Here is a 26966-nt window from a genome sequence, read left to right as displayed (position 1 = left end):
TCAATAACTGTGTATGAATTACTCATCGCTAAATGCTTATAAACAGCAGATTCTTAACGATTTCAACAACCGCCCAAACTACGAGAATGAGTTTCATAGACGAGCTGCCTCTCGATTAGTAGAATTAGCAAAATTACAACCAGGTCAGAAAGTTTTAGATGTCGCTACTGGCACAGGTCTAGCAGCTATTGCTGCGGCTCAAATTGTTGGTTCTACAGGTTATGTTTTGGGAACTGACTTTGCTTTGGGAATGTTGCAGCAAGCCCAGCAAAAAGTTGCAGCTTTAGGATTGACTAATATCATGTTTGATACAGTGGATGCAGATGAGCAAGAATTTGAGGAGAGGCAATTTGATGCTATTATGTGTTCATCTGCGATCGCCTACTTCACAGATATTCCCACATCACTTTGTCGATGGCATAATGCTCTAAAACCAGGCGGAATTGTCGCATTTTCCTGCCTTGCAGAAACCTCTCCAACCGCATCTGTTTTGTTTCGGGCAGTAGTTCAAAAATACGGTATCACTATCCCAAATCCTAATGAATTACTCGGAACACATCAGAAGTGTTACCAAATACTGGAAACAATTGGCTTTGAAGAGATCGAAATTACAACTGAGCAATTAGGCTTCTACTTGCAAGATGCTGAGATTGCGTGGAATGGTAATGCTAAGAGTGCATTCGGGCTTCAGGATGTGAAAATATCAGAGGAGGACTTAGAGCGTTGTAAGCAAGAATACTTTACAGAAGTAAATCAAGCTGCAACTAAAGAAGGCTATTGGAATGATGTCACATTTTTCTTTGTAACAGCCCATCGAGCTAGTAAAACTATCACTCAGGTGATATTTTGAGGGTGTTAGTAAAGCGATAGCAAAGCGCTCCGTAGGAATCGCAATATGCTCTTAGAAACTAAACGATTAATTTTGCGGGAAATGACTCTTAATGACGTAGACGATTTACTCGAAGTCTTCTCCAATCCTGAAGCAATGCAGTTCTACCCGAAACCTTTTGATCGCCAAATGACTCAGACGTGGATTCAGCGAAATATACAAAGATATACTCAAGATGGCTTTGGGATATGGGCGCTAATGCTTACAGAAAAAACTAATGTTTAAAAACATGAAATTGAAATAATGAAACTGTTTTTTTCGCTGCTCGTCATCTTGTAAAAACATCTTTTTTTTTGACTGAGCTTTAAACTCAGAACTAAAGTTTCTTATCTGTTCCCTGTTCCCTTTTTTGTAATTGGTAATTGGTAATTGGTGATCAAATCCCAGACTTTATCCTGTTCATCCTTAAATCCTGGAAATCCTGATATGGCTACGCCACGCTACGCTATCAGACAGTTTCCCGACTCTTGCATCTCTTTTATCAGGTTTTCCATAAAAAGAACCGAAGAACCAAATTTTCTTGTATAGGCGGATTGCACAGCCTTATTGTATAATTAACAACTAGCGAACAAAAATAACAACATAGACAAATAAATAACCCAACATGAGCAAACAGGAAATCGATCCTCTCAAACAAAGCCAAGGTGCAAAAAAATCTGCTATTTTACCCTTAAGCTTGTACCTGTTAGCATTGCTCATTTCCTCCTCTCACACCAAAGAAGCCACAGCCCAAATAATTCCTGACAACACCCTTCCAACTAACTCTCAGGTACAACAAAATTGCACAGTCTGTGAAATTAACGGTGGTACAGTTAAGGGAGTTAATCTATTTCACAGTTTCCAAGAATTTTCTGTACCTACTGGTGGTGAAGCCTTATTTAATAATAGTTCGGCAATTCAAAACATCCTCACCAAGGTAACAGGTAACTCCATCTCCCATATTGATGGACTGATTCGTACTCATGGTAGTGCAAACCTGTTTTTCATCAATCCTAACGGGATTGTATTTGGTGAAAATGCCAATTTAAACATTGGTGGTTCTTTGATAGCGAGTACAGCCAACAGCATCAAATTTGTAGATGGTACGCAGTTTAGTAGTCAAGTTTCTCAAAGCACACCATTATTGACTATCAGTATGCCTATGGGATTGCAATTTGCAGCACATCCTGAATTGATTCAAGTACAGAGTAAAGTTACTGGATTGCAGATACAAGCAAATCAAACCTTAGCTTTAGTAGGTGGTGATATCAGTTTAAAGGGTGCAACACTAAAGACAAATGGAGGAAGATTAGAATTGGGTAGTGTTGCTGGAGAAGGTTTAGTTAGTCTTACCTCCACCAACCAAGGATTTTCCCTGGCTTATGATGGCATACAAAAATTTGGCAATATTCAACTAACTGCTGAAGCTAATGTTGATACCAGTGGCATTGGTGGGGGAGAGATGCAGATACAAACTGGTAATCTGCAAATGAGTGAAGGATCGCGCATAGCATCTTTAACTTTGGGGTCATTACCAGGAGGTAATATAACCATTAATGCCACCGATACTATAGAAATAATTGGTACTGGTGAATTTGAGAAAAAAGCAGCAAACATTCTCGATCCCAGCACTGATGTTTCTGAAGGAAGGGATGGTTTTTTTATCCTTAGTAATGGTTCTGGAAGTACCGGAAATTTTGAAATTAATACAAATAAATTGATACTTAAGAATGGAGCTATTTTATTAGTTTCTGTTATTGATCAGGGTAATGGTGGTAATCTCAACATTAACGCCTCTGAGTCAATAGAAGTAATTGAATCTTTATTAGCAACAGGAAATCGACTCCAAAGTAGTGGAGATGCTGGTAACATCAATATTAAGACAAAAAATTTGCGGCTTCAAAATCGAGGATCTATTGCCAGTAGTTCTTTAGGTACAGGGAAAGCAGGTAATATTAACATTAATGCTTCTGAATCAATTCAACTAACGCCAAGTGAATCTTTTTACCAAGTATTTGATGATATAAATGTTAATACAAATATCAACTCTTCTACCCTGGGTATTGCTGATTCTGGAAATATAGAAATTAGCACTAATCAATTAATTCTAAGAAAAAATACTGCTATATCGGCTGCCACTTTTGGCGCGGGAAATGGTGGGAATTTAACAATTAATGCCTCTGATATTCACTTAATTGGTAAAGAACCTGAAAGCTTTGTTAATGCTTTAGGTACTGCATCAGAAATTGGGGCAACAGGTAACGGAGGTAATTTAAATATTAATGCTAATACTTTGCAAATGCAGGATGGCAAAATTAGTGCTGGTGCTGTTGGTGTCGGGAATGGAGGAAACTTGCTTATTAATGTTAATAAAGTGCAACTTCAGGAGGGGGCAGAAATCAGTGTTTCCACTATTAGTGCAGGTAAAGCTGGAACTTTAACAGTCAATGCTGCTGATATCCAACTAGTTGGTACTGATATTAATGGATCATCCAGTGGTTTTTTTGCCAGTTCTGGGTTAAGTGCAACAGGGGCAGCAGGAGATATAAAAGTTAATACTAATAATTTACAAATCCTTGATAGGGCTACAATCACTGTAGAGGCTTTAGGCTCAGGAAATGCAGGCAATTTTAGCTTGAAGGCTAACTCGATTTTGATGGACAACCTTAGTATTATTAGTGGCAATAGCCGCAGCAATAGTACTGATACTAATCAAGAGCAAGCTAGTATTAATTTACGTTCTCAAGATTTGATTATGCGTAATGGTAGCAAAATTACTACTAATGCGACTGGTAGCAATGTTATTGGTGGCAATATCACCATTGTTACTGATGTTTTAGCAGCAGCAGAAAATAGTGACATTAGTGCCAATTCGACTGATTTTCGTGGTGGTAAGGTGACAATTACTACTCAAGGTGTCTTTGGGACACAGTTTCGAGATCAACTAACTCCAGAAAGTGATATTACTGCCACTGGAGCAAGTCCAGAGTTTAGTGGTACAGTCCAAATTAATCAGTTATCTACCGATCCCAGTCAAGGCTTAATTGATCTGTCAACTAGTGTGATTGATACTGATAATCAGGTTGCCCAGGGATGTGCAGCTGGTAGCAAATTTGCCAGTCGAGAAAATAAGTTTACTATCATTGGCCGTGGTGGATTACCATCTAGTCCTGATGATTTATTTACTGGGACAAGAGCATTAGTTGATTTAGTGGAACTAGTGTCTAATCAACAAAATAACCCAGATATTCAACCTGTAGGTGTTAGTGACCGTATACCAACAGAGATTGTAGAAGCGCAAGGATGGGTTGTCGATGCCAAAGGTCAAGTTAACTTAGTTGCTCAAATAGCAAATTTTCTACCCCACGGTCTTATTCTATCTAAGACTTCTTGTTCTACACCTTAACTGTTAATTAACCCTAAGAGCGAGATGTGGGGCTTCTTTTTGTTTAAGCTAAAATAATACTAGAGGCAAAATTTGAAATTACTGGGTAATAGCACTCAGTTAAATAGAAGCAAAATGGGATTCTTTGATTCTGAGATAGTTCAGCATGAAGCCAAGCAGCTTTTTGAAGATTATCAATCGCTGATTAAGCTTGGCAACGACTACGGCAAATTTGACCGCGAGGGCAAAAAGCTGTTTATTGAGCAGATGGAAGCAATGATGGATCGATATCGCATCTTTATGAAGCGTTTTGAGCTATCAGAAGACTTCATGGCGCAAATGACCATAGAGCAACTAAAAACTCAGCTAGGTCAGTTTGGCGTTACCCCGCAACAAATGTTTGAGCAAATGAACGTCACCCTCAACAGGATGAAAGCCGAACTGGAAAAAACGCCTTGAAGGGAGACAGGAAAGTGGGGACAGGGGAAGAGTATTTATCTTTCTTCTGCTCCCTGCTCCCTACTCCCTAATTTGATTTAGGGCGAGAAAACTGAGAAGGTGACTTGAATTTCTCTACAGGTACACCCTTAAGAGCTTTGCTCATAAAATCACGCCAGATAGGAGCAACCATCCCACCACCTGTAGCACCGCTAGATAATTGGCGGTTATCGTCTCTCCCGATCCAGACAGCAGTTGTGAGTTGTGGTACTGTACCCACAAACCAAATATCTTTTTCTGAAGAAGTTGTCCCCGTCTTACCTGCAACTGGCCTATCTATAGCAGCGCCTTTACCTGTACCACTTGTAACAACAGATTGCATGACATCAATAATCGCTGCTGATGCCCAAGGATCAAGGACTCGCTGCGGTTTAGGTGTGTTGTCAAGTAACACATTCCCACTGCTATCTGTTACCCTTACAATCACTGTTGGTGGTGACTGCCAGCCATAATTAGCAAAGGTAGCATAGGCACTAGCCATTTCTAGAGGAGTGACACCGATCGCACCTAAAGGTAAAGAAGTAACAGGTTCCATCGGACTCATAATGCCCAAGGTGCGGCAAATTTCAATCACTCTATTCATCCCTACGGTTTTGCCAAGCTTAATTACAGGGATATTCCGAGACTGAGAAAGGGCGGTACGAATTGACATTGCACCGCTAAAGCCGCCATCATAGTTTCTCGGAAAGTACCAACCATTACCATCTCGGTAGCTAACTGGAGAATCTACCACTGTACTATCTGGAGTATATTTACCAGTAGCAAAGGCAGCATAGTAAACAAAGGGTTTAAAAGCTGAACCAGGCTGACGTTGAGCTTGGGTGGCGCGGTTGAACTCACTGGCTTTAGAATCTACACCACCCACTAGGGCTTTAACAAAATGAGTCCGGGGGTCAACTGCCACAAGGGCAATTTGATTTTTGTATAACCCTCGACCCAGTAGAGTTTTATGCCACTTGGCGACTGTTTCTTCTGCCATTTCTTGAAATTTAGCATCGACAGTCGTCTGTACCCGCATTCCGCCTTTTAGCAATGCGTCACGCCCAAACTTTTTCGCTAATTCTTGGGCTACAGCATTGGTTATGTAAGGTGAAGCACTACCTTGAAATGACCTGATTCTACCGAGTTTAATTTCTTGCTTGAGAGCATCGTCATATTCTTTCTGGGTAATCCAAGTCAATTCCAACATCCGCCCCAGCACTTCTTTTTGCTTCAGTTTTGCCAGCTTCATACTAGCGAAGGGGCTGAATTCCTCAGGGGCTTGGATTAAACCAGCCATCATTGCTGACTCACCCAAAGTTAAAAATTCTGCTGATTTGTTAAAGTAACTCCGTGCTGCTGTTTGTACGCCGTAATTGTTATGACCCCAATAAACTTGATTGAGGTACATTTCTAAAATTTGGTCTTTGTTGAGAATTTGTTCTAACCGAATTGCTAGTACAGCCTCTGCTAATTTGCGAGTAAAAGCACGTTTTTGAGACAAAAACAGGTTTTTGACTAACTGCATGGTGATGGTAGAACCACCTTCTTTGACACCACCTGCTACTAAGTTGACGACTACAGCCCGGCCAACACCAGTAGGGTTAATACCGTGGTGAGTGAAAAAGTGACTATCTTCACTGGCTAATACTGCCCGTTTCAGATTTGGGGAAATTCTATCTAGGGGTACGACTTCCCGGTTAGCTTCACCATGAAATCTTGTTAAAAGTTTACCTTTAATGTCATATATGTATGTAGTTTCTGAAGGAGAAAAGTTACGTAATTGTCTCACGTCTGGCAAATTGCGGAAACTAGTGGCTAGTCCAACCAGTCCCCCGGCTACAATAGAGCTTGTTAACAGCGTGATAGATAGCAGAGTAGCGCCGGTTACTTGACCTACTCCTTTAAAAAACTCAAATCCAGATGAAGCCTGCTCTTGTGGCTGTTTGTCTTCAAAAGTCCTAGACGACACGGCGTTCTCACTTCCTCACTAGTAAATATAAATGTAATTGATGGAATGGAAAAAGTCGGTTAATTTTTTGCAATTATAGTAGTCTGGCAGAGCAAAACACAGATAATTTGCCAGTGAACATAACTAACCTAATTTCTAAAGTACAAAGTGTAGTTAATAGCGAATTTCATATTATGACGCAAAATTTCTCTTGGTTACATCGTGGTGTGGCAGATATTTTTCCTCAACCTGATGATGATAGTGAAGCTGAAAGTCTAGAAACCCGTTTAGCAAATGCGAATCGTCCTTTAAGAGTCAAGCTGGGTATTGATCCTACTGGTGCAGATATTCATCTTGGTCATAGCATACCTGTAAGAAAACTGCGAGCTTTTCAAGATGCTGGTCATACGGCTGTTCTGATTATTGGCGATTTTACGGCTCGTATTGGTGATCCTACTGGTAAGTCTGATGTGCGTCGTCAACTGACAGAGGCAGATGTGGCTCAAAATGCTCAAACTTATCTTGACCAAGTCCGCCCTATTTTAGATTTTGACACACCAGGCAGATTGGAGGTGCGTTATAACTCAGAGTGGCTTTCCCGTCTTGATTTGGGGAAAACTTTGGAGTTACTTTCTACTATGACTGTGGGACAGATGTTAGCTAAGGAAGGTTTTGCGGAACGTTATAAAAAAGAGAATCCTATTTTCCTTCATGAGTTCCTGTATCCATTAATGCAGGGTTTTGATTCTGTGGCAGTTGAGGCTGACGTGGAGTTAGGCGGTACTGATCAAAAGTTTAACATTGCAGTAGGTAGAGATTTGCAACGCCATTTTAATCTAAAACCTCAATTTGGGCTGCTGTTGCCAATTTTGATTGGTACAGATGGTGTACAAAAAATGTCTAAGTCCTTAAGTAATTATGTGGGCTTGGGAGAACACCCTTCTCAAAAGTATCAGAAGCTCCAAGGTGTGCCAGATAATTTACTGTCACAATATTTTGAATTGCTGACAGATTTACCTTTAGATAGTTTGCCAGAAAAACCACGCGATCGCCAGGAATTTCTAGCCTGGGAAATTGTCAGACAGTATCATGGTGAACAAGCAGCTAATGAAGCGAAGGAAGCTGCAAAAAGCGGTGGGAAGGAAGGTGCTGTTCCAGAATTTTCACTGGCTGTTGTACCTCAATTTCCAGCTAAATTAGCTTATCTTCTCGGTGCTACTGGTTTGTGTAAAAGCACTGGGGAAGGGAAACGCAAAATTCAAGAAGGTGGAGTGCGCTTAGATGGTGTCAAAATTACTGATGCAGATACTACATTCTCAGAACCTAGTGATTTACACAGTAAAGTTTTGCAAGTTGGTAAAAATAAGTTTGTGCGTTTAATAGATTGAAAAGGGGCTGGGAAGAAATACAACAATATCTAAAACTCCTGACTCCTGAACTCCTGAACTCCTGAACTCCTGAACTCCTGACTCCAATGACCAATCACCAAATTATCGTTCCCTTAGATGTATCAGATTTAGATAGTGCGATCGCTCTTGTGGATAAACTTCCTCAAGTCACTTTCTGGAAAGTCGGTTTAGAACTGTTTACCAGCACAGGTCCCACAATTCTAGAAATTCTCAAATCTCGCCAAAAACGCATTTTTCTAGATTTAAAGTTTCACGATATCCCCAACACGGTTGCAGGTGCTTGTCGTGCTGCTGCTGCTTATGGTGTGGATTTATTGACAATCCACTCTACTAATGGTATAGATGCCCTGAAAGCTGCCACCGAAGCGGTACAAGTAGGAGCCGAAAAAGCGGGTACAAAACCGCCCAAATTAATTGCGATTACTTTGTTAACCAGCATTTCAACCAGACAATTGGCGTTTGAATTAAAGATACCCATAGAATTGCCAGAATTTGCTTTACAAATGGCGCTTTTGGCTCAAGAATCGGGTTTAGACGGGGCTGTGTGTTCACCCCAAGAAGTGGGACAATTACGGGAAAGTTGTGGAAATGACTTTTTGTTGGTTTGTCCTGGTGTACGTCCAACCTGGGCTGAAAAAGGAGACCAAAAGCGATCGCTCACACCCTCTCAAGCTATCAAAGCAGGTGCAGATTATCTGGTTATTGGTCGTCCAATTACAGCAGCGGCTGATCCTGTGTTAGCTTGGCAGAAGATTACCGAAGAACTAAATGAAAATAGGAGTCAGGAAAAGTAGGGGCGAAGCATTCGGAAAATAGCCTTGGACAAAAACTGATAATTGATCGCCCGAATGCTTCGCCCGTACAAGAGTAAAGAAGAAGGAAGAAGGAAGAAGGAGTCAGATTAGTATCTGGCTTTGAATTTAGACTCTGTATCTCATTGATCTGGAATCTGCTGTATATAGCAACTACCAAGGTGATTAGGAAATCAACTAATGATAAAATTTAGACACAAACAGATTTTCAACTCTGTCACCTATTGCTTGTGGTTAGTAGCCTGTAGTTATTTGCTATTCATTTCTCCTGCATTGTCCAAAACTCTCACTCCCAAAACTGTCAACCCAGAAATAGGTAATTCTTGTTCAGAGCAAAGTTTAGAAACTTTAACTACACAGTTACTGTTAGATTTACCGAGTTATGCTAACCGTGCCACCCAACGCGCTCGTCGTCTCAGTCGCAGCGTTGATATTTTCCCTTATGTATTGGTAGCTGGTAAACCTGAGTTTCAAGCTTTACCTTTAAATCCTGGGATTGATACCGCAAATAAATATGAATCAGAGGGAGTAGAGCAAGTTTTCTTTACTACCTTTGAAAGACAGTATTTAAATCAAAAAGCCGTAGAATTACAACAATTTCACTGGTTGTTTTTGACGAAAACTAAAAATGGTTGGAATGTAGTGATGATGTTTACTCGCACTGGTGAATATCCAGTTAAACCACCTATTGCAGCAGCGAGGGAAAGTAGTAGTGGTGCGATCGCACAAGGTGTTAAACTTTGGTTACGCGATTGTCAAGCCGGAAGTGTGCGATCGCGATAGTTAGGGCTAGGAGTCAGAAGTCAGGAGTCAGGAGTCAGGAGTAAAACTGGCTTGGTGTCATTCTGAACGAAGTGAAGAATCTCCGAGGTACTAGAGCCTACGGCACGCTACGCGAACGCTGCACTACGTTACGTATGGCTAACGCCACGCTCCGCGAACAGTATGACATAAGTCCAGATTTCACCCGTTTGCAGTATACGAATTACGAATTACGAATTATTTTAAAAAATGCCGTATTTAGCTAAGATTTTGCTATATCCAATTAAATCATTGGATGGAATCGAAGTAGAAAAAGCGACGATTTTACCTAGTGGCGCACTTCAGTATGACCGCGAATTTGCTATTGTTGATGCACAGGGTAAATTTGTCAATGGTAAACGCCATGCCAAAATTCATTTATTGCGCTCAGAATTTTCTTTAAAAGAGAGAATTATTCACCTCAAAATTCCTGATAGCGACTCACCACAAATTTTTCATCTTGATAGAGAACAAGCAGAACTACAAGCAACATTAAGTGATTTTTTCGGGTTTGCTGTCAAATTAACCCAAAACACCAATATGGGTTTTCCTGATGATACAGACTCACCTGGTGCAACAGTAATTAGCACCGCAACATTAACAGAAGTAGCTTCTTGGTTTCCTGGTATGAGTGTAGATGAAATGCGTCGTCGGATGCGTGCCAATATTGAGATTGATGGTGTACCCGCATTTTGGGAAGATAGGCTGTATACTGCCAATGGAGAAACTGTATCTTTTATAGTAGGAGACGTGCAGTTTTTGGGAGTTAATCCCTGTCAGCGTTGCATAGTTCCTACAAGAGATTCTTCTTTAGGTGAAGCTTACCCCAACTTTCAAAAAATATTTGTGCAGAACCGTCAAGCAACTATGCCCCCTTGGGTGGCTGCATCTAGATTTAATCATTTTTTTAGATTAAGTGTGAATACAAGAGTAGCTAAATCTGAAGTTGGAAAAACCGTAGAAGTCGGTAATAATATCGAAATATCTTCACAAAGTTAGACAACTATAGGACTCCTATTTGATTTTTTAATTTTTGAAATGTACTTAGGGAGGGTTAGCATTGATCACTGCAACCCCCATACTGTGGGCATTACACTGTGTGAATAAAGCTTGCTTGTTCGGCTTTTTAAACTTTTTTCACTGGTACAGTTATCTTCGTTAGAACAATTTTAATCATCACTACCATCAATCACAACCACCACCGTCAGATACCCCACTGTCGCAACTGCTTGAGTCATTGCTGCTACCACCGTCATAACTCCCAGCATCTCCAACAAACCAAGTATCGCTGCTGCTAGAGTAGTCGTTAGAGTCAGAATTTTTTCTAGTAGATGAATTGTTACTGCTTGAATTAGCTGCTATTGTCAACATTAGGATAGGAAAACCTGCTAATAAGAGTACAGCCGTTAAACCAATGAGAACTGACATAGTTTTCCTGTTTTGGTGATGTTTCCCAGATTAACCAGCAAAAAAGTCTCACTATAGCTTTCAGTTCCATCAGCTGTTATTCCGAATTTCATCATACTTAGCTTTTACAACCTGAATATCCTGCCACATCAACCATTTAGGCGAACCTTTCTCCTTAGAAGAGTTACGCAACAAATAAGCGGGGTGGAAAATCGGCATACATAAACGCCCTTCCCATTCCAACCATTGACCGCGAATTTTCGTAATTCCCTGCTTACTTCCTGTAATGCCTTTGACAGCAGTTGCACCAGTTAATAAAATAATTTTCGGGTCAACTAAACGAATTTGTTCTAATAAATAAGGTTTACAAGCCGCCATTTCATCAGGTGTAGGAACTCGATTTTCTGGTGGACGGCACTTGTTTATATTACAAATATATACATCATTCTCTGTACTCAATTCTACAGATGCCAAAATTTTCTCTAATAATTGACCTGATTTACCCACAAATGGTAAACCGGTTTCGTCTTCGCTTTGCCCTGGTGCTTCCCCAATAATCATAATTTTGGCTTGGAGATTACCACGTCCTACCACAGCATGAGTGCGATTTTCACCCAACCCACAACGACGGCAATTGTTGCAGTGCTGCGCTAAATCGGCCATATGAGAATATGTACCGGACGGAATAGGAATTTTCGCGTCAGTGGGAATCAAATCTTTTTGGTTAAAGCTTGATTCATTAAAGAGACTCAGTTGGGTGTCGCTGCTCATGAAAATGGAGGTTTTCGCTAGGAAATTTCTTTAAAGTAGACGTTTGTTGAATAAAGCAATTTGTTTGAATTCCATTGTATCAAGTAATTGTTGCTAAGGATTCAGAATACAGAATGTTTGATATAGCAAGGAGGTCTTAACTCTTAACAGAAGAGAAAATATTCTTCATCCTTCCTTTTTTCTGACTCCTGACTCCTGACTCCTGAATTCTTACAATTGTTGTTGAAGTTTATTTATGCTCAATTACAATGCTTCTGGTGGAGAAATATCCGAGCCAACACAAACACCATTGGTACTAGACTTAAGACCTGGTTTAAAATTCGCTTCAGTTTTTTGAGTTGATTGACATAGTGATGAAGATGTGGGAACAATCACTTGAGAATTTTGTACGGTGTCATTGTTTGTTTGCTGAGAAACAAAGGATAATCCCCCTAAAGCGCCCGCAACAAGGGCTGTGTAGCCTACATATAGATGTATGGGACGGATTTCTACATTTAATTTTCCAGAGTAATTTTTGGAATGATACCAAGAGGGCAAAACTGATTTTGTCTGATTGGGTATCGGTAAAGTATTAGCTAAAATTGTGCCATTTAACCCTAGGGCATTGCCCATGACGCGGATAAAACCACGAATCAAAACATCTTCCGGCAATGACTCTAAATCAGCATTCTCGACTGCTTGCATCTGATGAACTGATATATGAGTGTAAATATTAAGTTTTTGCAGAGTTAGACCTTGAAACTCGCGTGCTTGCTTGAGTTGTTGCCCGATTTGACGCAGGGTTTCTAACCGCTGTTCTGCTGCTAGTTGTGCTGCTAGTTCACTTTTGGAAAGTTTTTGATGTTGCCGAAACCATCTGTTTGGTGTCTTTGTTTTAGGTTTGTCTTCTACGGTCTTATTTGCTACTACATCAGGTTGAAGTTTAGTTGTAGATGATAAACTACTGGGAGTATTCTCAACCAAACCTAGCTGTGGACTGGATGTAATAATTTTTAAATTTTGCGGTGAATTACTAGATGGCTCTAAATCTACATTTGATAACTCAATGTCATCTATTTTGGGATGGGTATCTATAACCATCTCATGTTTTCTTGCGAACTGCTTAAATGCTAAACTAATCGCTTCTCTACCGACAGCCTTAAATAAAGTAGTTGCTTGTTCATCGGATGAACCAAGCAATTTCTGTACATTAGCGACAGCAAGACGATATACTTTACTACGGTGTAGTTCAGATTCTATCTCTCTGAGTAGCGATCGCAATTCATCTTTACTAATTTGAACGGTAGAACTACCAGGAATGCTGAAAAAATACGCAGATGCCATAGTCATGATCTAAGTCCCTCCGGGTGCTAGGGGAAACAGTGGTTTGACCTGAGTAATTTCTTCTGTGATTAATTGCGACATCCGGAGTCATGAGTATCATTTCCGACGATTTTTAGCAAAGACTCATCATTATCATCAAATAAGCTGAGAACCCTTGAGGTTGGGTTTTTAACTTTGGTGGAAAGATTCAATAGTCCTTGATAGCATGGATGTACGCAGAGCTTTCTCGCAATTCATCTGTTTCTGAATCTCATAAATTAACCAATTGCGGTATCTACCACACCTGAAAGTTATATTTTAATGTAGGAATAATTATTGGTAAATGCTGAGAAATCCCCGTACCTTTCAGTTAGGGAGTGTCAATACTAATAATATTTTTTTGAGCAAACATTAATAAAACAATAACTTCTGAAAATAAGATTGTAACTTTTTCTACTTAAAGCTTAGATAAATAATCCTTGCAATAGAGGTAAGAGGTGATTTTTTTAGTTACAATATATATCCTGTATATATATTTTCCAATTTGAGAGTAAGGATAAATACAGTTATAATTTTAACTGTGTATGTTTGATATTTTCGGTTGAAAATTTACTTTAAGTATCAAGATGATCGTTAATGAATTTAAACTGTACACTGAATTTATATACAAATAGTTTACGTATTTACTCCAGAGGTGATGACAGTGACTGTTTTAAATGAGGCACAACAAGAACGGCTAAAAGAAATAACTGCCAATTTACGACACATTAGACAAGAAAAATCTATCCGCTTAGAAGAAATAGCTGCTCAAACCCATATTCGACTATTTTTTTTACAAGCTTTAGAAGAATGGAGATTTGAGGAGTTACCGGAGCCTATTTTTGTGCAAGGATTTCTCCGTCGCTATGCAGATAAATTAGGACTAGATGGGACTGTGATCGCAAATAGTTTTCCCATTGATGTTGTACCTCTAGAATTTAATCATTCAACTACAAAATCAAGTTTATACATACCACTTTTTGTTCCTTATATTTTTTTATTAATAGCTGCTTCTGTTGGACTATTTTATTTACTCAAACCTAAACTTACAGGCACATCATTAGCTAAAACGCAAGATCCAATACTTAGCGTTCAACAGGAAATACTACCATCTCCAAGTCAAAGTATTTCCACACCTCAACCATCTCCGATTATTAAGTCTACTCCTTCCGCAACAATACCTTTAACTAGTCAGTCTAAGCCTTCTACAAATATGGCTATTACTTTGGAACTTAAAGGACTATCGTGGCTGCAAGTAAAAGCTGATGGCAGAACTGCATTTGAGGGAACTTTAAGTAAGGGGGAAAGCAAAACTTGGACAGCTAAAAAATCTTTGACTATACGCTCTGGTAATGCGGGTGCGGTTTTGGTATCTGTTAATGAAGAACAACCTAAACCATTAGGAAATGAGGGTCAAGTTAAGGAGGTTACATATAGTAATTAGTAATTCGTAATTCGTAATTCGTAATTAGGACTTGCTGATAGCGTAGCGTGGCGTAAGCCATAAAAGTCTTTTGGTTAGGGCTAGGAGTCAGGAGGAAGAATTAGAAGAAGAGAAGAATAGTCCTGAAGCTGTTCAAGTGATAGGTTTTTGGTAGTTTCAACGCTTATTCCTTGCACCTGATTCACCTTTATGAATTAATTACGAATTACGAATTATCAATTACGAATTATCAAGCTATTTTCGCTGTTTGAAGATGCCAATTAGTTGATTGCTCATAGGCATAAGCTACTTGTAAAAGTTGATCTTCTCCTAGCACTTTACCAATTAACTGTAATCCAATTGGTAGACCTTTGCTGTCAAAACCACAAGGTACACTGATACCTGGTAAACCTGCGAGATTGACGGGAATAGTCATTAAGTCATTTAAATACATACTCAAGGGATCGGTGATTTTTTCGCCGGCTTGAAATGCTGTGGTGGGAGCAGTAGGAGTGACTAAAACATCAACTTGCTGAAAGGCTTTTTCAAAGTCTTCTTTAATCAATGTGCGGACTTTTTGCGCTTGTAGATAATATGCGTCGTAATAACCGGCGCTAAGAGCATAAGTACCAATCATAATCCGACGTTTGACTTCTGTCCCAAATCCGGTGGAGCGTGTACGGGTGTACATGGAAAGCAGGTTGTCTGCATCTGGAGAACGCAAGCCGTATTTAACACCGTCGTAACGAGCTAGATTGGCTGATGCTTCGGAGGGAGCGATTATGTAGTAACTGGGTACACCATAACGGAAGCGGGGACAGGAAATGTAGTGAATTTCTGCGCCTAAACTTTCTAGTTGTGCGATCGCGCCCTTAACTGCTGCTTCTACTTCAGAATCTAAACCTTCACCAAAAGTTTCTTTAATTACACCGATTTTCAGTTTTTTTCCAGTTGGTAAATCTGGAGTTAAGCTGGCTGCGTAATCGGGAATTTCTACATTTAAGCTGGTTGCATCTTGGGCATCATATCCTGCGATCGCACTCAACAATATAGCCGCATCTTCAACTGTACGAGCAAAGGGGCCAATTTGATCTAAAGACGAAGCATAAGCCACCAACCCATAACGGGAAACTAAACCATAAGTCGGTTTCATCCCCACCACACCGCAAAAAGAAGCCGGTTGACGAATCGAACCCCCCGTATCCGAACCCAGGGAGACAACACATTCCTCAGCCGCTACAGCCGCAGCCGAACCACCAGAAGAACCACCAGGAACCCGTGAAATATCCCAAGGATTCGCTGTAACTTGATAAGCCGAGTTCTCTGTGGAACTCCCCATTGCAAACTCATCTAAATTGGTTTTACCAACCATGACAGCCCCAGCCGTTGCCAGTTTTTGCGTTACCGTTGACTCATAAGGTGGGATAAAATTTTCTAAAATTTTAGAGCCGCAAGTGGTGCGAATACCCTTAGTACACATATTATCTTTGATACCAATGGGAATCCCTGCTAAGATGCCAATTTCTTCCCCAGCAGCGATTTTTGCATCCACAGCACGAGCCTGTTCTAGAGCTTGTTGTGCCGTTACAATTAAGAAACTGTGCAATTTCGGCTCTAAGGCTTGAATGCGATCTAAAGCTTCTTGGGTGATTTCAACAGCAGAACGTTCTTTTTTTACTAGCTGTGCGTGCAACTCGCGGATGGATGCCATAATTTTTCTCTTTATTAATCAAGTCATTGATTTTAGCATTTACAGGACTGGGGATTGGAGAATTTTCATCTGAACGCTTAAATCCTTATTAAATCAAAGTAAATACTCGACACCAGCATGAGTAAAAAGTTACAGTAATAATGAAAATTATATCTTTTAGGAGTTTATTTAGAGATAATGCCTACAAATACAAACAATTCAGAAAAGAGCAGCGCACATATACAAATTATTGAAGGGCTAAAAGTCCAACCAGAATATTTGTTTATATTTGGAATCCTTTTAGTTTTTGCAACTGGATCTGTTTTAGTCGGAATAACTTCAAACAATCCAAGTGTTCAATTACTTACATTTGCAGTATTTTTCATTTCTTTGACGGCTTCAACAGTTGTTATATGGCTTGTTATCAGCAGTAAAAAGGATGTTAGTCAACTTAGATTAAGTGAGGAAATATTGAAATTAAGTGGGAGGGTTGATCGTCTTTCAAATGAGATTGAATCCGCTTGTAAATTGATTAATCTTGTACATTATGGCTCACTAACCTTTCCTGCTGAACAGCTATACATTATTTGGAAAAAATTGATGTATGACTTAGACAATAAGTTTTATGCTGTTAGTTATATAAATCCTGACGAATGGACGCAAGAACATACTAGAAGACTCCTATCTCCACTAAAAAGTAAAATTGATACTGAATATGCTGATGTAAATCGTATATTTGTAATTGATGATTTGAGCGAATTACAAAATTTAGGTCAGATTATTGAATATCATCAAAAGTATGAAATAGGTGTTTCATATGTTGAAATAAAGAAACTGTATGAATCAACTCCTCCAATTTGTGAAAAACCCCTTGATTTCGGGTTCATACTCATTGATGATATGCGTTTAGCTATATTCCATTTGCATGAAAATCGTAAACTTAAGAGCATTGAAATTGTTTCAGATAGAGAAATATTTAAAAAATATGAAAAGATTTATGAGCGTGTTAGAAATTTAGCAAAACCTTTACCTTCTTCAACTTCAAGAATCTAGTGTGATTGCCTATTTTATAACAATCAAGACCGTCCCTAGAATGCTATTGTGGTAGCTGCTCTTGTAGGTTGGATTCAGGAACACAACTCAACATTAAGACTATCGCTGTTGTTGATATTTATTTGTTGGGGTTCATTTTATTCAACCCAACCTACAGTCCTAAAACGGTTATTGCCTTAATTACACAAAATCGGTATAATCAAGATATACCAAGCTATGAAAACAGCAATTGCCATCCCTGACCCTCTTTTTGAAGCTGCTGAACAATTTGCAAAACATAAAGGCTTATCCCGTAGTCAGCTTTATGCCATAGCACTTCAAGAATACTTGCAATCACATCAACCGGATCAAATTACTCAACAGTTAGATGCTGTATATGCCGATGAAGATAGCAGTATTGATCCATTGTTTATAAGTCTACAAGCCCATACAATATCTCAATAAAATTGGTGATGCAGCGAGGTGAAATTTGGTGGGTAGAACTTGCCCATACCTGTTGCTTTTGAACCAGGATATCGTAGACTAGTTCTGATCATTCAATCAGATGAGTTTAATCGTAGCACTGGTAAGGGTTAACATAAAATCAGTAAATAAACAAATTTTTAAAAGCTAAGTAATATGGTTAAAATAATTTCCCGTCAATACGTAGGTCAAGCCAATGTTTATGATATTGGCGTTGAAGAGGATCATAATTTTGCCATCAAAAATGGCTTTATCGCTTCTAATTGCTTCAATAAATCCCACTCTACTGCCTATGCTTATGTAACTTATCAAACTGCATATTTAAAAGCGAATTATCCTTTGGAATATATGGCTGCACTGTTGACAGCTAACAGTGGAGATACCGACAAAGTGCAGAAATATTTGAATAACTGTATGAGTATGGGTATTGCCATAGATCCACCGGATATTAATCGCTCTGGTTTGGACTTTACGCCGGCGGAAGAGAAGATTTTATTTGGGTTTTCCGCAGTGCGGAATGTGGGACAAAATGCGATCGCAGGTATTCTGGAAGCAAGAGCCGAGGGAGGGGAGTTTAAATCCTTGGGCGATTTTTGCGATCGCATCGACTTACGTACAGTTAACCGTCGCACTCTCGAATCACTCATTCAATGTGGAGCCTTTGACAAAATTGAATCCAACCGTCAGCAATTAAGCCGCGACTTAGAATTAGTATACGATTGGGCGCAATCTCGTGCTAAAGATCGAGCCAGTGGACAGGGAAACCTGTTTGATTTAATGGGTGGCGGTTTTGCCAGCAATAATAATCAACCAAAATCAAATAACGCCTTTGAATCTGCTCCCAAAGCTGAAAAAACTTCAGATTTTCCTCCCCAAGAAAAATTGCGGATGGAAAAAGAATTATTAGGTTTTTATGTATCGGCTCACCCACTCAAAGATATCAAACAATCATCATCACTTCTAGCACCAATTAACCTATCTCAGTTAGGAGAACAAAAAGATAATACCATGCTTTGTGCCGTTGTCATGCTAAATAATGTCAAAAAAGTAGTGACAAAAAAAGGTGATCCAATGGCAATTTTACAAATAGAAGACTTAACTGCATCATCAGAAGCAATCGTCTTTCCCAAAAATTATGAACGAGTTGCTTCACTACTACAAGTTGATGCCAGATTAATCATTTGGGGTAAAGTAGACAAACGAGATGATCAAAATCAATTTATCGTTGAAGATGCAGAACCAGTTGAAGAAGTCAAGATGGTAATGGTGGAATTAAATCCCCAAGAAGCTGGTACCATTGAAGTCCAGCATCGCCTTAGATCAATTTTAAAAGAACAGTCAGGAGATAAAGATAAAGCGAAAGTTCCAGTAATTGGCATTATTCAATCCGGTAACTCTCGTCAACTTGTGCGTTTTGGTAAACAATTTTGGGTACAAGATTCTTTCTCAACTGTGCAATCGTTAAAAAATGCTAGATTTCCTGCTCAGGTCAAACAACTGACAGATAATTCTTAATTCGTAGATACCATTAAATATCAAACACTTTTTCAGATTTTTTGAACTAATTCTGACTCCTAACTCCTTGCTCTAATTAATTTTTGTAACCCAGATTTAAACTCCCAGAATTTAGCTAAACTGGGAAAAGTATCAATTAGCGCACAAACGAGGTAAAGAGAAGGTGTTAAGAACACTTTTGCTGATCACCGTTGGATTCTTACCGTCCCTTTTGTCTTTGTGGGTGATTCGCAAAACCCAGCAGCGGACACGCGCACGCATCAGACAAGCTGCTATAAACTCTTCCAGGATACAGATCAGGCAATATATCAGACCCGTTGAGATAGATCGCTATTATTTAGAAGGTGTAGGCTATTTGGTAGGTGATATTAGTTGTCAATTTAATGCTCGTTCTGGTTACGTCCGTTGTGCTGTCAACCCTAGTGGCCCTTGCCAGGACTGTCGTCACTATGAACCGAGAAAATTAACTGATAGTGAAAAACAAAGTTAAAATAATTCGTAATTTGTAATAATGCCGACCGCAAGCTACACCAACCTAATTCGTAAATTGATATTTAAGGTAAGGATTCGATGACAATTTATTTTTATAACACTCGTGATCAATATGGCTGTTTTTCTAATTTCTCATCTCATGGTTTTATATTAGATGATTTATATTGGTTTACCAGCGAACATTACTTTCAAGCACAGAAGTTTATTGGTACACCTCATTTAGAACAAATTCGTCTCGTTAAAACTCCAAAAGACGCTGCAAAAATGGGTAGAGAAAGAACTCGTCCCTTGCGTTCCGATTGGGAGCAAGTAAAAGATGATATCATGCGGAAAGCCTTACTCTGTAAGTTTTCTACCCATACAGATATTAGAGATATTCTCCTAGCCACAGGCAATGAAGAACTAGTTGAAAATTCGCCTATAGACTATTATTGGGGGTGTGGATCTGATGGCAGTGGAAAAAATATGCTGGGCATCATTTTAATGGAAGTACGGGAAACAATACAACTTAACTGAATACCTAAACTAGAAACATTGCTAACTTTACAGTATAATACTAATAATATCTACCACAGATAATGTGGATAATAGATATTATTAGAGGTAATTCAGTAAGTCATAAAATTTAAAGTAGTAACCGCAGTATTAGGAGTAAAATTACTATGTCTACATTACAAAAAGTAAAGAAATATTACAAATGGTTCTGGGAGGTATCTCTTGGTGGTGAATATGACGCTTGGGGTACTAGCACTTACTTTATGGAACTGGGTGGAGATTTGTATGCCCGCAGACAAATAGAAGTTTATGAAAATGGCAATGTTTTATTCTATGATAGTAAGCATTTTGCCGATAATTACGGAATGTTATGCGATAAAAGATTAGATGATGGAAATATCACAGAATTTGAAATTTCCGAAGCGGAATTTGAACACGAATGGGAAAGCAAAACACCCATAAATAAATGATGAGAGGAGGGGTAACAAACAAAACCGACAACCGTAATAAATTGTGATTTTCAAAGCCAATGTCAGCCGCTACAAAATCTTTTCGTGTCGATGATCTCTTAGTGCAGATTTACAACACTGAAGCGGAAATGGCAGAAGATGCTGCCAAAATCGCACAAGAGTATTTATATAATCTGCTCCAGCAACAAGATCAAGTTGCTTTGTTATTAGCCACAGGAAACTCTCAACTTCAATTTCTTGATGCTTTAATCGCTTTAGGTGGTCTAGATTGGTCACGGATAGCCTTATTCCATCTGGATGAATATTTGGGAATCACTGCTGACCATCCTGCTAGTTTTCGGCGTTATTTACGGGAGCGTGTAGAACAGCGGGTATCTCCACAACGATTTTACTATATAGAAGGGGATACATTAGAACCTGTAGCCGAGTGCGATCGCTATACCAAACTACTAAAAGCTCAACCCATTGACCTCTGCCTTCTTGGTATAGGTGAAAATGGTCATTTAGCTTTTAACGACCCAGCAGTAGCAGATTTTCAAGACCCCGCTAGTGTCAAACTAGTAAAACTAGATCAAGTTAACCGTCAACAACAAGTAAATACAGGATACTTTTCTAACATAGAAACCGTTCCTCAATATGCTTTTACCATTACTATCTCCATGATTTGTGCAGCCAAAAAAATTATCTGTCTAGCACCAGCAACACGCAAAGCCAAGATAGTCCAAGAGATATTACAAAAAACCATTACCACAAATTGTCCAGCCTCTATTTTGCGTAAACAACCCCAAGCAACCTTATTTTTAGATATAAATTCTGCTCATTTACTATCTTGAATTGCTAGATTTTGTCCTTGGCTTAACATGATCATTTTGGAGCTTCCAATTAGACAAACAAGCCTCTAAATATGGGCAATCTTCGCATTTTATTTCTTTCCCAGGATTTAGACATTCACAGGGAAGATTTACTAAACATTCATCACGATATTTAGGAACCCAAGACTTTTTAAGTATAAAGTATAAAGTTGCTTCTTGTAGGCAAATAATCAAATCTTGCACCATAATTCAGCACAACCTAAACTAATGTTCAGATTCAATCTAACTAGACAGTCTTCATACTTTACCTATATAGAGAAATAATCACCTCATACTTTCAGCAGGTATAATTTCCTCCTGAAGAAATACTTTAATTTTAGCAACTATATTTACCCTGAAATAATTACGAAACCTGTTTGATTAAGCGACCATCTTCCATATGAATTATCCGGTCAGCAATATCTAAAATTCGGTTATCATGAGTCACAATTATAATAGAGCAATTTTGCTCCTTTGCTAATTGCTGCATCAGATTTACAACATCTCTACCTGATTTACTATCTAAAGCTGCGGTTGGTTCATCAGCTAATACCATTTTGGGATGACTAACTAAAGCACGAGCAATAGCAACCCGTTGTTTTTGTCCTCCTGAGAGATCAGAAGGATAATAATTAATTCGATTACCTAATTTAACAGCATCAAGTATTGCTTCCGATTGCATACGCGCTTCCCATTTAGAAATATCTTTTTGTAATTCCAGCGACATTTGTACATTTTGTCTAGCTGTTAAAAAGTCTAGCAAATTATGAGATTGAAAAATATAGCCAATTTTCCGGCGTACTTCCACTAATTGATCATTACTAGCTCCACATAATTCCTGTCCAATAAATTTGAGACTTCCCTCTTGAACAGAACGTAAACCACCAATCAAAGTTAATAAAGTAGTTTTTCCTGAACCCGATGGTCCCGTCATAATGACAATTTCTCCCGAATTAATTGTCAAATTAATGTCAAATAATATCTGGTCACGTATCTTGGCTGTACCAAAATATTGATTTAGGTTTGTAATTTCCAGAATAAATTTTGATAGCATCATAGTAAATAGAATTAGAAAATTTCTGCTGGATCTAATTTGCGTAATTTATTTGTAGAGAAAAATCCCGAAATCAAACACATTAAAATTGCAGAAATTAATACTATTAATGCTTTTTCCATATCCATAATAACTGGTAATTTTGTAGCATTTTTGGCTAAATCATAAAGTCCCAATGATATAGCAAAACCAGGAATATACCCCAAAAAGGCTAAAATTAAAGCTTGTTGAAAAACAACTCGTAGAAGATACTTATTTTTAAAACCCATTGCTTTTAAGGTAGCAAATTCAACAAAATGGGTAGATATATTGCTATAAAGAATTTGATAAACAACAATGATGCCAACTACAAAACCCATAATTACCATCAAATTAAACACAAAACCAATAGGTGTTCTCAAAGTCCAATAACTTTTTTCAAATTCCATAAATTCTTGCCGAGTCATCACCATGACATCTTTAGGTAACCTAACTGATAAATTCGCTATAACTTTTTTTGGATCAGCATCAGGTCTGAGATGAAGCAACCCCATATCTATGTTTTCTGCTCCACGCTCTCGGAATATTCGCATGAAAGTTGAAGAACTAACAACTAAATTACCATCAACTCCAAAGGAAGGACCGAGACTAAATAAGCCGATTACATTAACTTTGTAACCAACTGTACCCAGATAACTAAATATTTCCATATTTGGAGATTTATTTTGTTGAAAAGATTCAGCAATTGGACCAAACTCTGGGCGAGAAGCACGGTCAAAAAATACTTGATTAGGTATTTCTAATAATTTAAAACCTTCCTGTAACTCTGGTAATTTTAAAATTGATTTTACTGGGTCAAATCCAAGTACATATATAGGATATTTGCGCCCATTAATCGGATTTTTTAATTTGGCGAACTGCACATATAAAGGATCGGCTGATTCAACATCAGCCAAGCCCAATGCCTGGTATAAACGATTGCGCGAAAAGCTTTGATTAGAAGTCAGGGATTGATATTGTGCGCTAATTAAAAACAAGTCTCCTTGAAGATGTTTGTGTACCTGTGTAGCACTCGCATAGAGCGCATCTTGAAAGCCTATTTGCATAAACATCAAAACGGCAACAAAAGCAATTCCTGCTAAAGCCACAAAAAAGCGAACTCTTTGTTTGGCTAGTTGTAGCCAAGCTAGAGGTATATTGAGAATCATGTTGAAAACCTCTGGGAGTCAGATTACACTTATTAGACAGTGGAAAAGGATATAGAGACGTTCTATGGAATGTCTCTACAAGGGTTCTAAGAAACGCACATTTACTATGTCTATTGAATTATTTTCGAGTTATTAAAAAAGGAGTCAGTAGCCAGAATTCCTATATCTTGATGAGTACTTGTACTTGCAAATTAGTCAAGGCTGCAACTCGTTGATTATCTGTTAATTTATCAATACGAATTTTGACATCAACTATTTTGTTATCTGTATTTGCACCAGGATTGTTATTGAAAATATTTTGTTTACCTACTTGCAAACCGATATCTGTAACTGTTCCCTGTATTTTTCCTGTAAAAGCATCAGCAGTGATTACCGCTGACTGGCCTAACCGCACTTTTTTAATATCGGTTTCGTAGACTTCTGCTACTACATACATCTGTTGAGTGCGACCTATTTCAGCTATACCGTTACTAGCAATTATTTCTCCTGGCCAAGCATTAATTTTTAACACTTGACCATCTATAGGTGAACGGACAGAACTTAATTCTAGTTGTGCTTGAGCTTGTTTAACTGATGCTTTTGCACTCTCAACATCAGCTTGTGCTGCTTGCACATCAGTAGGACGAATTTCGGCAATACTATTCAATCTAGCTTTGGCTTCAGTTAACTGTTTTTGAAGCGTTTCTACAGTTCGATTTAAGGAAGCCTTAGCTTCATTGAGTTGCTGTTGTACAGTATCCATTCTCAGGCGTTTTGTGTCTGCATCAGAAGCAGAAATAGCACCATCTTGGTATAATTTCTGATATCGCTGATGCTCTGTTTCCGCATTATTTAATTCAGCTTCTAGGCGAGCAATTGTTGCTTTTTGAGTAAAAGTTTCTCCACGCAACTCAGCTTCTAAACGTGCAATTGTTGCTTCTTGAGCATAGATATCACCTTGTTTTGCGCCTGCTTGTACTTGCTGAAGACTCGCTTGAGCAACTTGTACTTGCCTCTTGGCTTTTTCTAAAGCTGCAAAATTAGAATCGTAACTGTCAAGAACAGCTATCACTTGTCCTTGACGGACTTTATCACCTTTGTTAGCCAAAAGTTTGGTTAGTCTCACACCCCCACCTAGTGAATCGGGAGCAGACAGACGAATAATTTCTCCTTGAGGTTCTAAACGTCCTAAAGCAGCAACAGCAGTCACTGTTGGAGTTGGACTGCTGATAGGAACTGGAGCATTTGATTTAGACCTTAAATGAAAACGTGAAAGACTGTAGAGAGCTACTGTACCAGTCGCTACAGCTGTAGTAATTGCCAAAGTTATCGACAACCAACCTACAGGGTTTGTCAATGACTGCTTTTCTTTGTGTACCATAATTATGCCTTTTAAATTAGCAATTAGCACGTCGCTTTATTCCCCAAAGGGGTTGACAGAAGCTTCTATCTCTACAAAAGAGACAGAGCAGTACACTTGAGAGCATTCCCTGATAACGTCGGTTCGATGTATTTTTCAATATTTGGCAAAGATAGAGCTAGGAAGATGGATATATTGTGAAAATATCCATCTATTCCTGATCCCAAATTTGGATAGTTAGTATTGTTGAAGATTTTGATAACAGCCTCTTACTTAAAACCGTTAATCTACCCAAAATTCAAAATCCAAACTTGGTGTTAGCTGTATCTGCTGTGAGTAGAGCTATTGAGTATTTTCTGCACCAGTGAAGATGCATAGTTATTTGTTGAGCATTACTTCTTTTTTCTTTTTCATAATTGCTAAGTATTCATTACGAGTTCCATCCACGCGATAATGATCACAGATTTGACAGAGTTTGAGGATATCCAAGCGACTAAATACTTTTTGATGCTCAATTCCGTTGTCGTTACGCCACCGCCAGAAAGTTGTTCTATCAATCCGGCGATCGCTCTCAGGCCATCTTCGTCTTGATAAGAAATCTACCAACTCGTCTTCGTAAAAAGAGTAGCCTTTTGGTAACTTGAGAAGTTCTTCTCTCAACTCATTTAGCGGGATGAGTGGATCTAGTTCAGATAGTCTCATGCCAGCAAGCCCTTATATTTTCGTGTAATTCCAATTTTGCAGAATGCCAGACACAATAAGTTTATATTGCATAAATTTGTGCTGCAAGACTGTGCGTTTAAGAGTGGATAGAGCGATGAATTAATAAAGTGAATTTATATATTTACTCTAATTAACTCTGTATCTACTCACTATGCTAAACGAACAGTATGGATTTACATTTACATCATTCAATCACACACAATAAACTGATTTATCCTCAATTTCAAGCCTTATGCAACAAATATGTCTAAATTAAATAATTGATCGGTTTTGGCAATTTTCCAACTTGTCGATAGAGTTTTTTCTTATGTTATTCATTAACTAAAAACGGGTATATTCATTACTGAAAATACTAATAATTTACTACTTAAGGCATAGTTGCAAGTTGTAAAAATAACAATATAGAATATGGAAAATTTAGAAAAAACAATTTTTATAACAATGAAATATCTTATCAAAAATATTGATGTTAGTAATAAAAAATCTACTTTAAGATAGATGCTTAAAAATAAATTTGAGTGATTTAAAATTTACAGTAGACTTGATTGCTGATCACAGTGCAGGAGCTAATCTGTCTATAGATAGTGGAGAGAATCGGTTAACATATCCTGTTGCTGTGTGTGTAATAATCGAGACTACCTGTTGATATATAAATTACAAATAAAAGTATTAAATAGTAGTACCAACTTATATTTTTATTAATTACAACACCTCTCTATAGTTATATTTTTGTATTAATGTCTCAGATTTTATTATATAGCAAATCTTGACGTTATTTACATCAGGGGAGATAATATTTTTTTATGCCCATTTACAGATTAATTACTAGATAAATAAAAAATTCTGATTGGTAGAATCTATAAAGATATAGATAAGGCTTTGTCAAATTCATGCAATTTATATGCAATTTTATGAACAGTCTTATTTGCATGAGTTAATAATAGAAAATAATTGGATAATAAAATCTCACATTGAGATTGCTCTAGCAAC

25 protein-coding genes are annotated in these 26966 nt (G+C 38.3%); 16 read left to right on the top strand and 9 right to left on the bottom strand.

The features are described 5' to 3' along the window. The first annotated feature begins 13 nt into the window (after positions 1–13). The 4 genes from ACSQ6I_RS25360 to ACSQ6I_RS25345 all read left to right on the top strand — a co-directional run bounded on the left by ACSQ6I_RS25360 (position 14) and on the right by ACSQ6I_RS25345 (position 4712). Complete coding sequence (locus ACSQ6I_RS25360) at positions 14–850, top strand: class I SAM-dependent methyltransferase (RefSeq protein WP_438893000.1); 837 nt, start codon at positions 14–16, stop codon at positions 848–850. Between the two features lie 45 nt (positions 851–895). After that, positions 896–1114, top strand: coding sequence for a GNAT family N-acetyltransferase (locus ACSQ6I_RS25355; RefSeq protein WP_438892999.1), 219 nt, complete (start codon positions 896–898; stop codon positions 1112–1114). 379 nt (positions 1115–1493) lie between these two features. Then, positions 1494–4274, top strand: coding sequence for a two-partner secretion domain-containing protein (locus ACSQ6I_RS25350; RefSeq protein ID WP_438892998.1), 2781 nt, complete (start codon positions 1494–1496; stop codon positions 4272–4274). 114 nt (positions 4275–4388) lie between these two features. Continuing rightward, positions 4389–4712: a DUF1825 family protein gene (locus ACSQ6I_RS25345; protein WP_015215072.1), complete on the top strand. Its 324-nt coding sequence runs from the start codon at positions 4389–4391 to the stop codon at positions 4710–4712. 67 nt (positions 4713–4779) lie between these two features. On the opposite strand, the gene ACSQ6I_RS25340 is transcribed toward ACSQ6I_RS25345, so the two are convergent. Next, entirely contained in the window at positions 4780–6702 is a 1923-nt protein-coding gene (locus tag ACSQ6I_RS25340; protein ID WP_438892997.1) for a transglycosylase domain-containing protein, read from the bottom strand. Positions 6703–6875: 173 nt separating this feature from the next. Between ACSQ6I_RS25340 and tyrS the strand changes: the two genes are divergently transcribed. The 4 genes from tyrS to ACSQ6I_RS25320 all read left to right on the top strand — a co-directional run bounded on the left by tyrS (position 6876) and on the right by ACSQ6I_RS25320 (position 10702). After that, positions 6876–8069, top strand: coding sequence for a tyrosine--tRNA ligase (tyrS, locus tag ACSQ6I_RS25335; RefSeq protein WP_438892996.1), 1194 nt, complete (start codon positions 6876–6878; stop codon positions 8067–8069). An 86-nt stretch (positions 8070–8155) separates the two neighbouring features. Next, a complete protein-coding gene (pyrF, locus tag ACSQ6I_RS25330) occupies positions 8156–8884 on the top strand; it encodes an orotidine-5'-phosphate decarboxylase (RefSeq protein WP_438892995.1) in 729 nt (242 codons plus the stop codon). Between the two features lie 198 nt (positions 8885–9082). Then, complete coding sequence (locus ACSQ6I_RS25325) at positions 9083–9685, top strand: hypothetical protein (protein WP_438892994.1); 603 nt, start codon at positions 9083–9085, stop codon at positions 9683–9685. A 228-nt stretch (positions 9686–9913) separates the two neighbouring features. After that, complete coding sequence (locus ACSQ6I_RS25320) at positions 9914–10702, top strand: MOSC domain-containing protein (protein ID WP_438892993.1); 789 nt, start codon at positions 9914–9916, stop codon at positions 10700–10702. Between the two features lie 186 nt (positions 10703–10888). Here ACSQ6I_RS25320 and ACSQ6I_RS25315 read toward each other — a convergent pair whose 3' ends face one another. The 3 genes from ACSQ6I_RS25315 to ACSQ6I_RS25305 all read right to left on the bottom strand — a co-directional run bounded on the left by ACSQ6I_RS25315 (position 10889) and on the right by ACSQ6I_RS25305 (position 13210). After that, positions 10889–11131: a hypothetical protein gene (locus tag ACSQ6I_RS25315; RefSeq protein ID WP_438892992.1), complete on the bottom strand. Its 243-nt coding sequence runs from the start codon at positions 11129–11131 to the stop codon at positions 10889–10891. Between the two features lie 69 nt (positions 11132–11200). Next, positions 11201–11881, bottom strand: a complete 681-nt coding sequence (locus ACSQ6I_RS25310; RefSeq protein WP_438892991.1) for a uracil-DNA glycosylase — start codon at positions 11879–11881, stop codon at positions 11201–11203. A gap of 243 nt (positions 11882–12124) precedes the next feature. Then, positions 12125–13210 (bottom strand): helix-turn-helix domain-containing protein, encoded by a 1086-nt coding sequence (locus ACSQ6I_RS25305; protein WP_438892990.1) that lies wholly within the window; start codon positions 13208–13210, stop codon positions 12125–12127. Positions 13211–13880: 670 nt separating this feature from the next. Here ACSQ6I_RS25305 and ACSQ6I_RS25300 point away from each other — a divergent pair. Next, a complete protein-coding gene (locus ACSQ6I_RS25300) occupies positions 13881–14666 on the top strand; it encodes a helix-turn-helix domain-containing protein (protein ID WP_438892989.1) in 786 nt (261 codons plus the stop codon). 229 nt (positions 14667–14895) lie between these two features. On the opposite strand, the gene gatA is transcribed toward ACSQ6I_RS25300, so the two are convergent. After that, positions 14896–16356, bottom strand: a complete 1461-nt coding sequence (gene gatA, locus ACSQ6I_RS25295; RefSeq protein ID WP_438892988.1) for an Asp-tRNA(Asn)/Glu-tRNA(Gln) amidotransferase subunit GatA — start codon at positions 16354–16356, stop codon at positions 14896–14898. Between the two features lie 177 nt (positions 16357–16533). On the opposite strand from gatA, the gene ACSQ6I_RS25290 reads away from it, so the two are divergent. The 7 genes from ACSQ6I_RS25290 to ACSQ6I_RS25260 all read left to right on the top strand — a co-directional run bounded on the left by ACSQ6I_RS25290 (position 16534) and on the right by ACSQ6I_RS25260 (position 21655). Next, positions 16534–17388, top strand: a complete 855-nt coding sequence (locus ACSQ6I_RS25290; protein ID WP_438892987.1) for a hypothetical protein — start codon at positions 16534–16536, stop codon at positions 17386–17388. Positions 17389–17604: 216 nt separating this feature from the next. After that, on the top strand, positions 17605–17832 hold the full coding sequence (locus tag ACSQ6I_RS25285; RefSeq protein WP_438892986.1) for a ChpI protein: 228 nt from the start codon (positions 17605–17607) through the stop codon (positions 17830–17832). 174 nt (positions 17833–18006) lie between these two features. Further along, complete coding sequence (locus ACSQ6I_RS25280; RefSeq protein WP_438892985.1) at positions 18007–19365, top strand: OB-fold nucleic acid binding domain-containing protein; 1359 nt, start codon at positions 18007–18009, stop codon at positions 19363–19365. A 163-nt stretch (positions 19366–19528) separates the two neighbouring features. Next, complete coding sequence (locus ACSQ6I_RS25275; RefSeq protein WP_438892984.1) at positions 19529–19855, top strand: DUF6464 family protein; 327 nt, start codon at positions 19529–19531, stop codon at positions 19853–19855. An 80-nt stretch (positions 19856–19935) separates the two neighbouring features. Further along, positions 19936–20373: an NADAR family protein gene (locus ACSQ6I_RS25270; RefSeq protein WP_438892983.1), complete on the top strand. Its 438-nt coding sequence runs from the start codon at positions 19936–19938 to the stop codon at positions 20371–20373. Positions 20374–20519: 146 nt separating this feature from the next. Beyond that, complete coding sequence (locus ACSQ6I_RS25265; RefSeq protein WP_015215090.1) at positions 20520–20822, top strand: hypothetical protein; 303 nt, start codon at positions 20520–20522, stop codon at positions 20820–20822. Between the two features lie 59 nt (positions 20823–20881). Next, positions 20882–21655, top strand: a complete 774-nt coding sequence (locus ACSQ6I_RS25260; protein WP_438892982.1) for a glucosamine-6-phosphate deaminase — start codon at positions 20882–20884, stop codon at positions 21653–21655. A 382-nt stretch (positions 21656–22037) separates the two neighbouring features. Here ACSQ6I_RS25260 and ACSQ6I_RS25255 read toward each other — a convergent pair whose 3' ends face one another. The 4 genes from ACSQ6I_RS25255 to ACSQ6I_RS25240 form a co-directional block, all read right to left on the bottom strand. Beyond that, a complete protein-coding gene (locus ACSQ6I_RS25255) occupies positions 22038–22730 on the bottom strand; it encodes a DevA family ABC transporter ATP-binding protein (protein ID WP_438892981.1) in 693 nt (230 codons plus the stop codon). An 11-nt stretch (positions 22731–22741) separates the two neighbouring features. Beyond that, positions 22742–23914 carry an ABC transporter permease DevC gene (devC, locus tag ACSQ6I_RS25250; RefSeq protein ID WP_438892980.1) on the bottom strand — a complete coding sequence of 391 codons (1173 nt, stop codon included), beginning with the start codon at positions 23912–23914 and terminating at the stop codon, positions 22742–22744. Positions 23915–24074: 160 nt separating this feature from the next. Beyond that, positions 24075–25274: an ABC exporter membrane fusion protein gene (locus ACSQ6I_RS25245; RefSeq protein WP_438893053.1), complete on the bottom strand. Its 1200-nt coding sequence runs from the start codon at positions 25272–25274 to the stop codon at positions 24075–24077. A 357-nt stretch (positions 25275–25631) separates the two neighbouring features. Beyond that, a complete protein-coding gene (locus tag ACSQ6I_RS25240; RefSeq protein WP_013192762.1) occupies positions 25632–25955 on the bottom strand; it encodes a hypothetical protein in 324 nt (107 codons plus the stop codon). Positions 25956–26966 lie beyond the last annotated feature (1011 nt).

Source organism: Anabaena sp. WFMT, assembly GCF_051781005.1.
GTDB lineage: Bacteria > Cyanobacteriota > Cyanobacteriia > Cyanobacteriales > Nostocaceae > Anabaena.
Note: the sequence above shows the minus strand (reverse complement) of the source record. Positions and strands in the feature narration are given on the sequence as shown.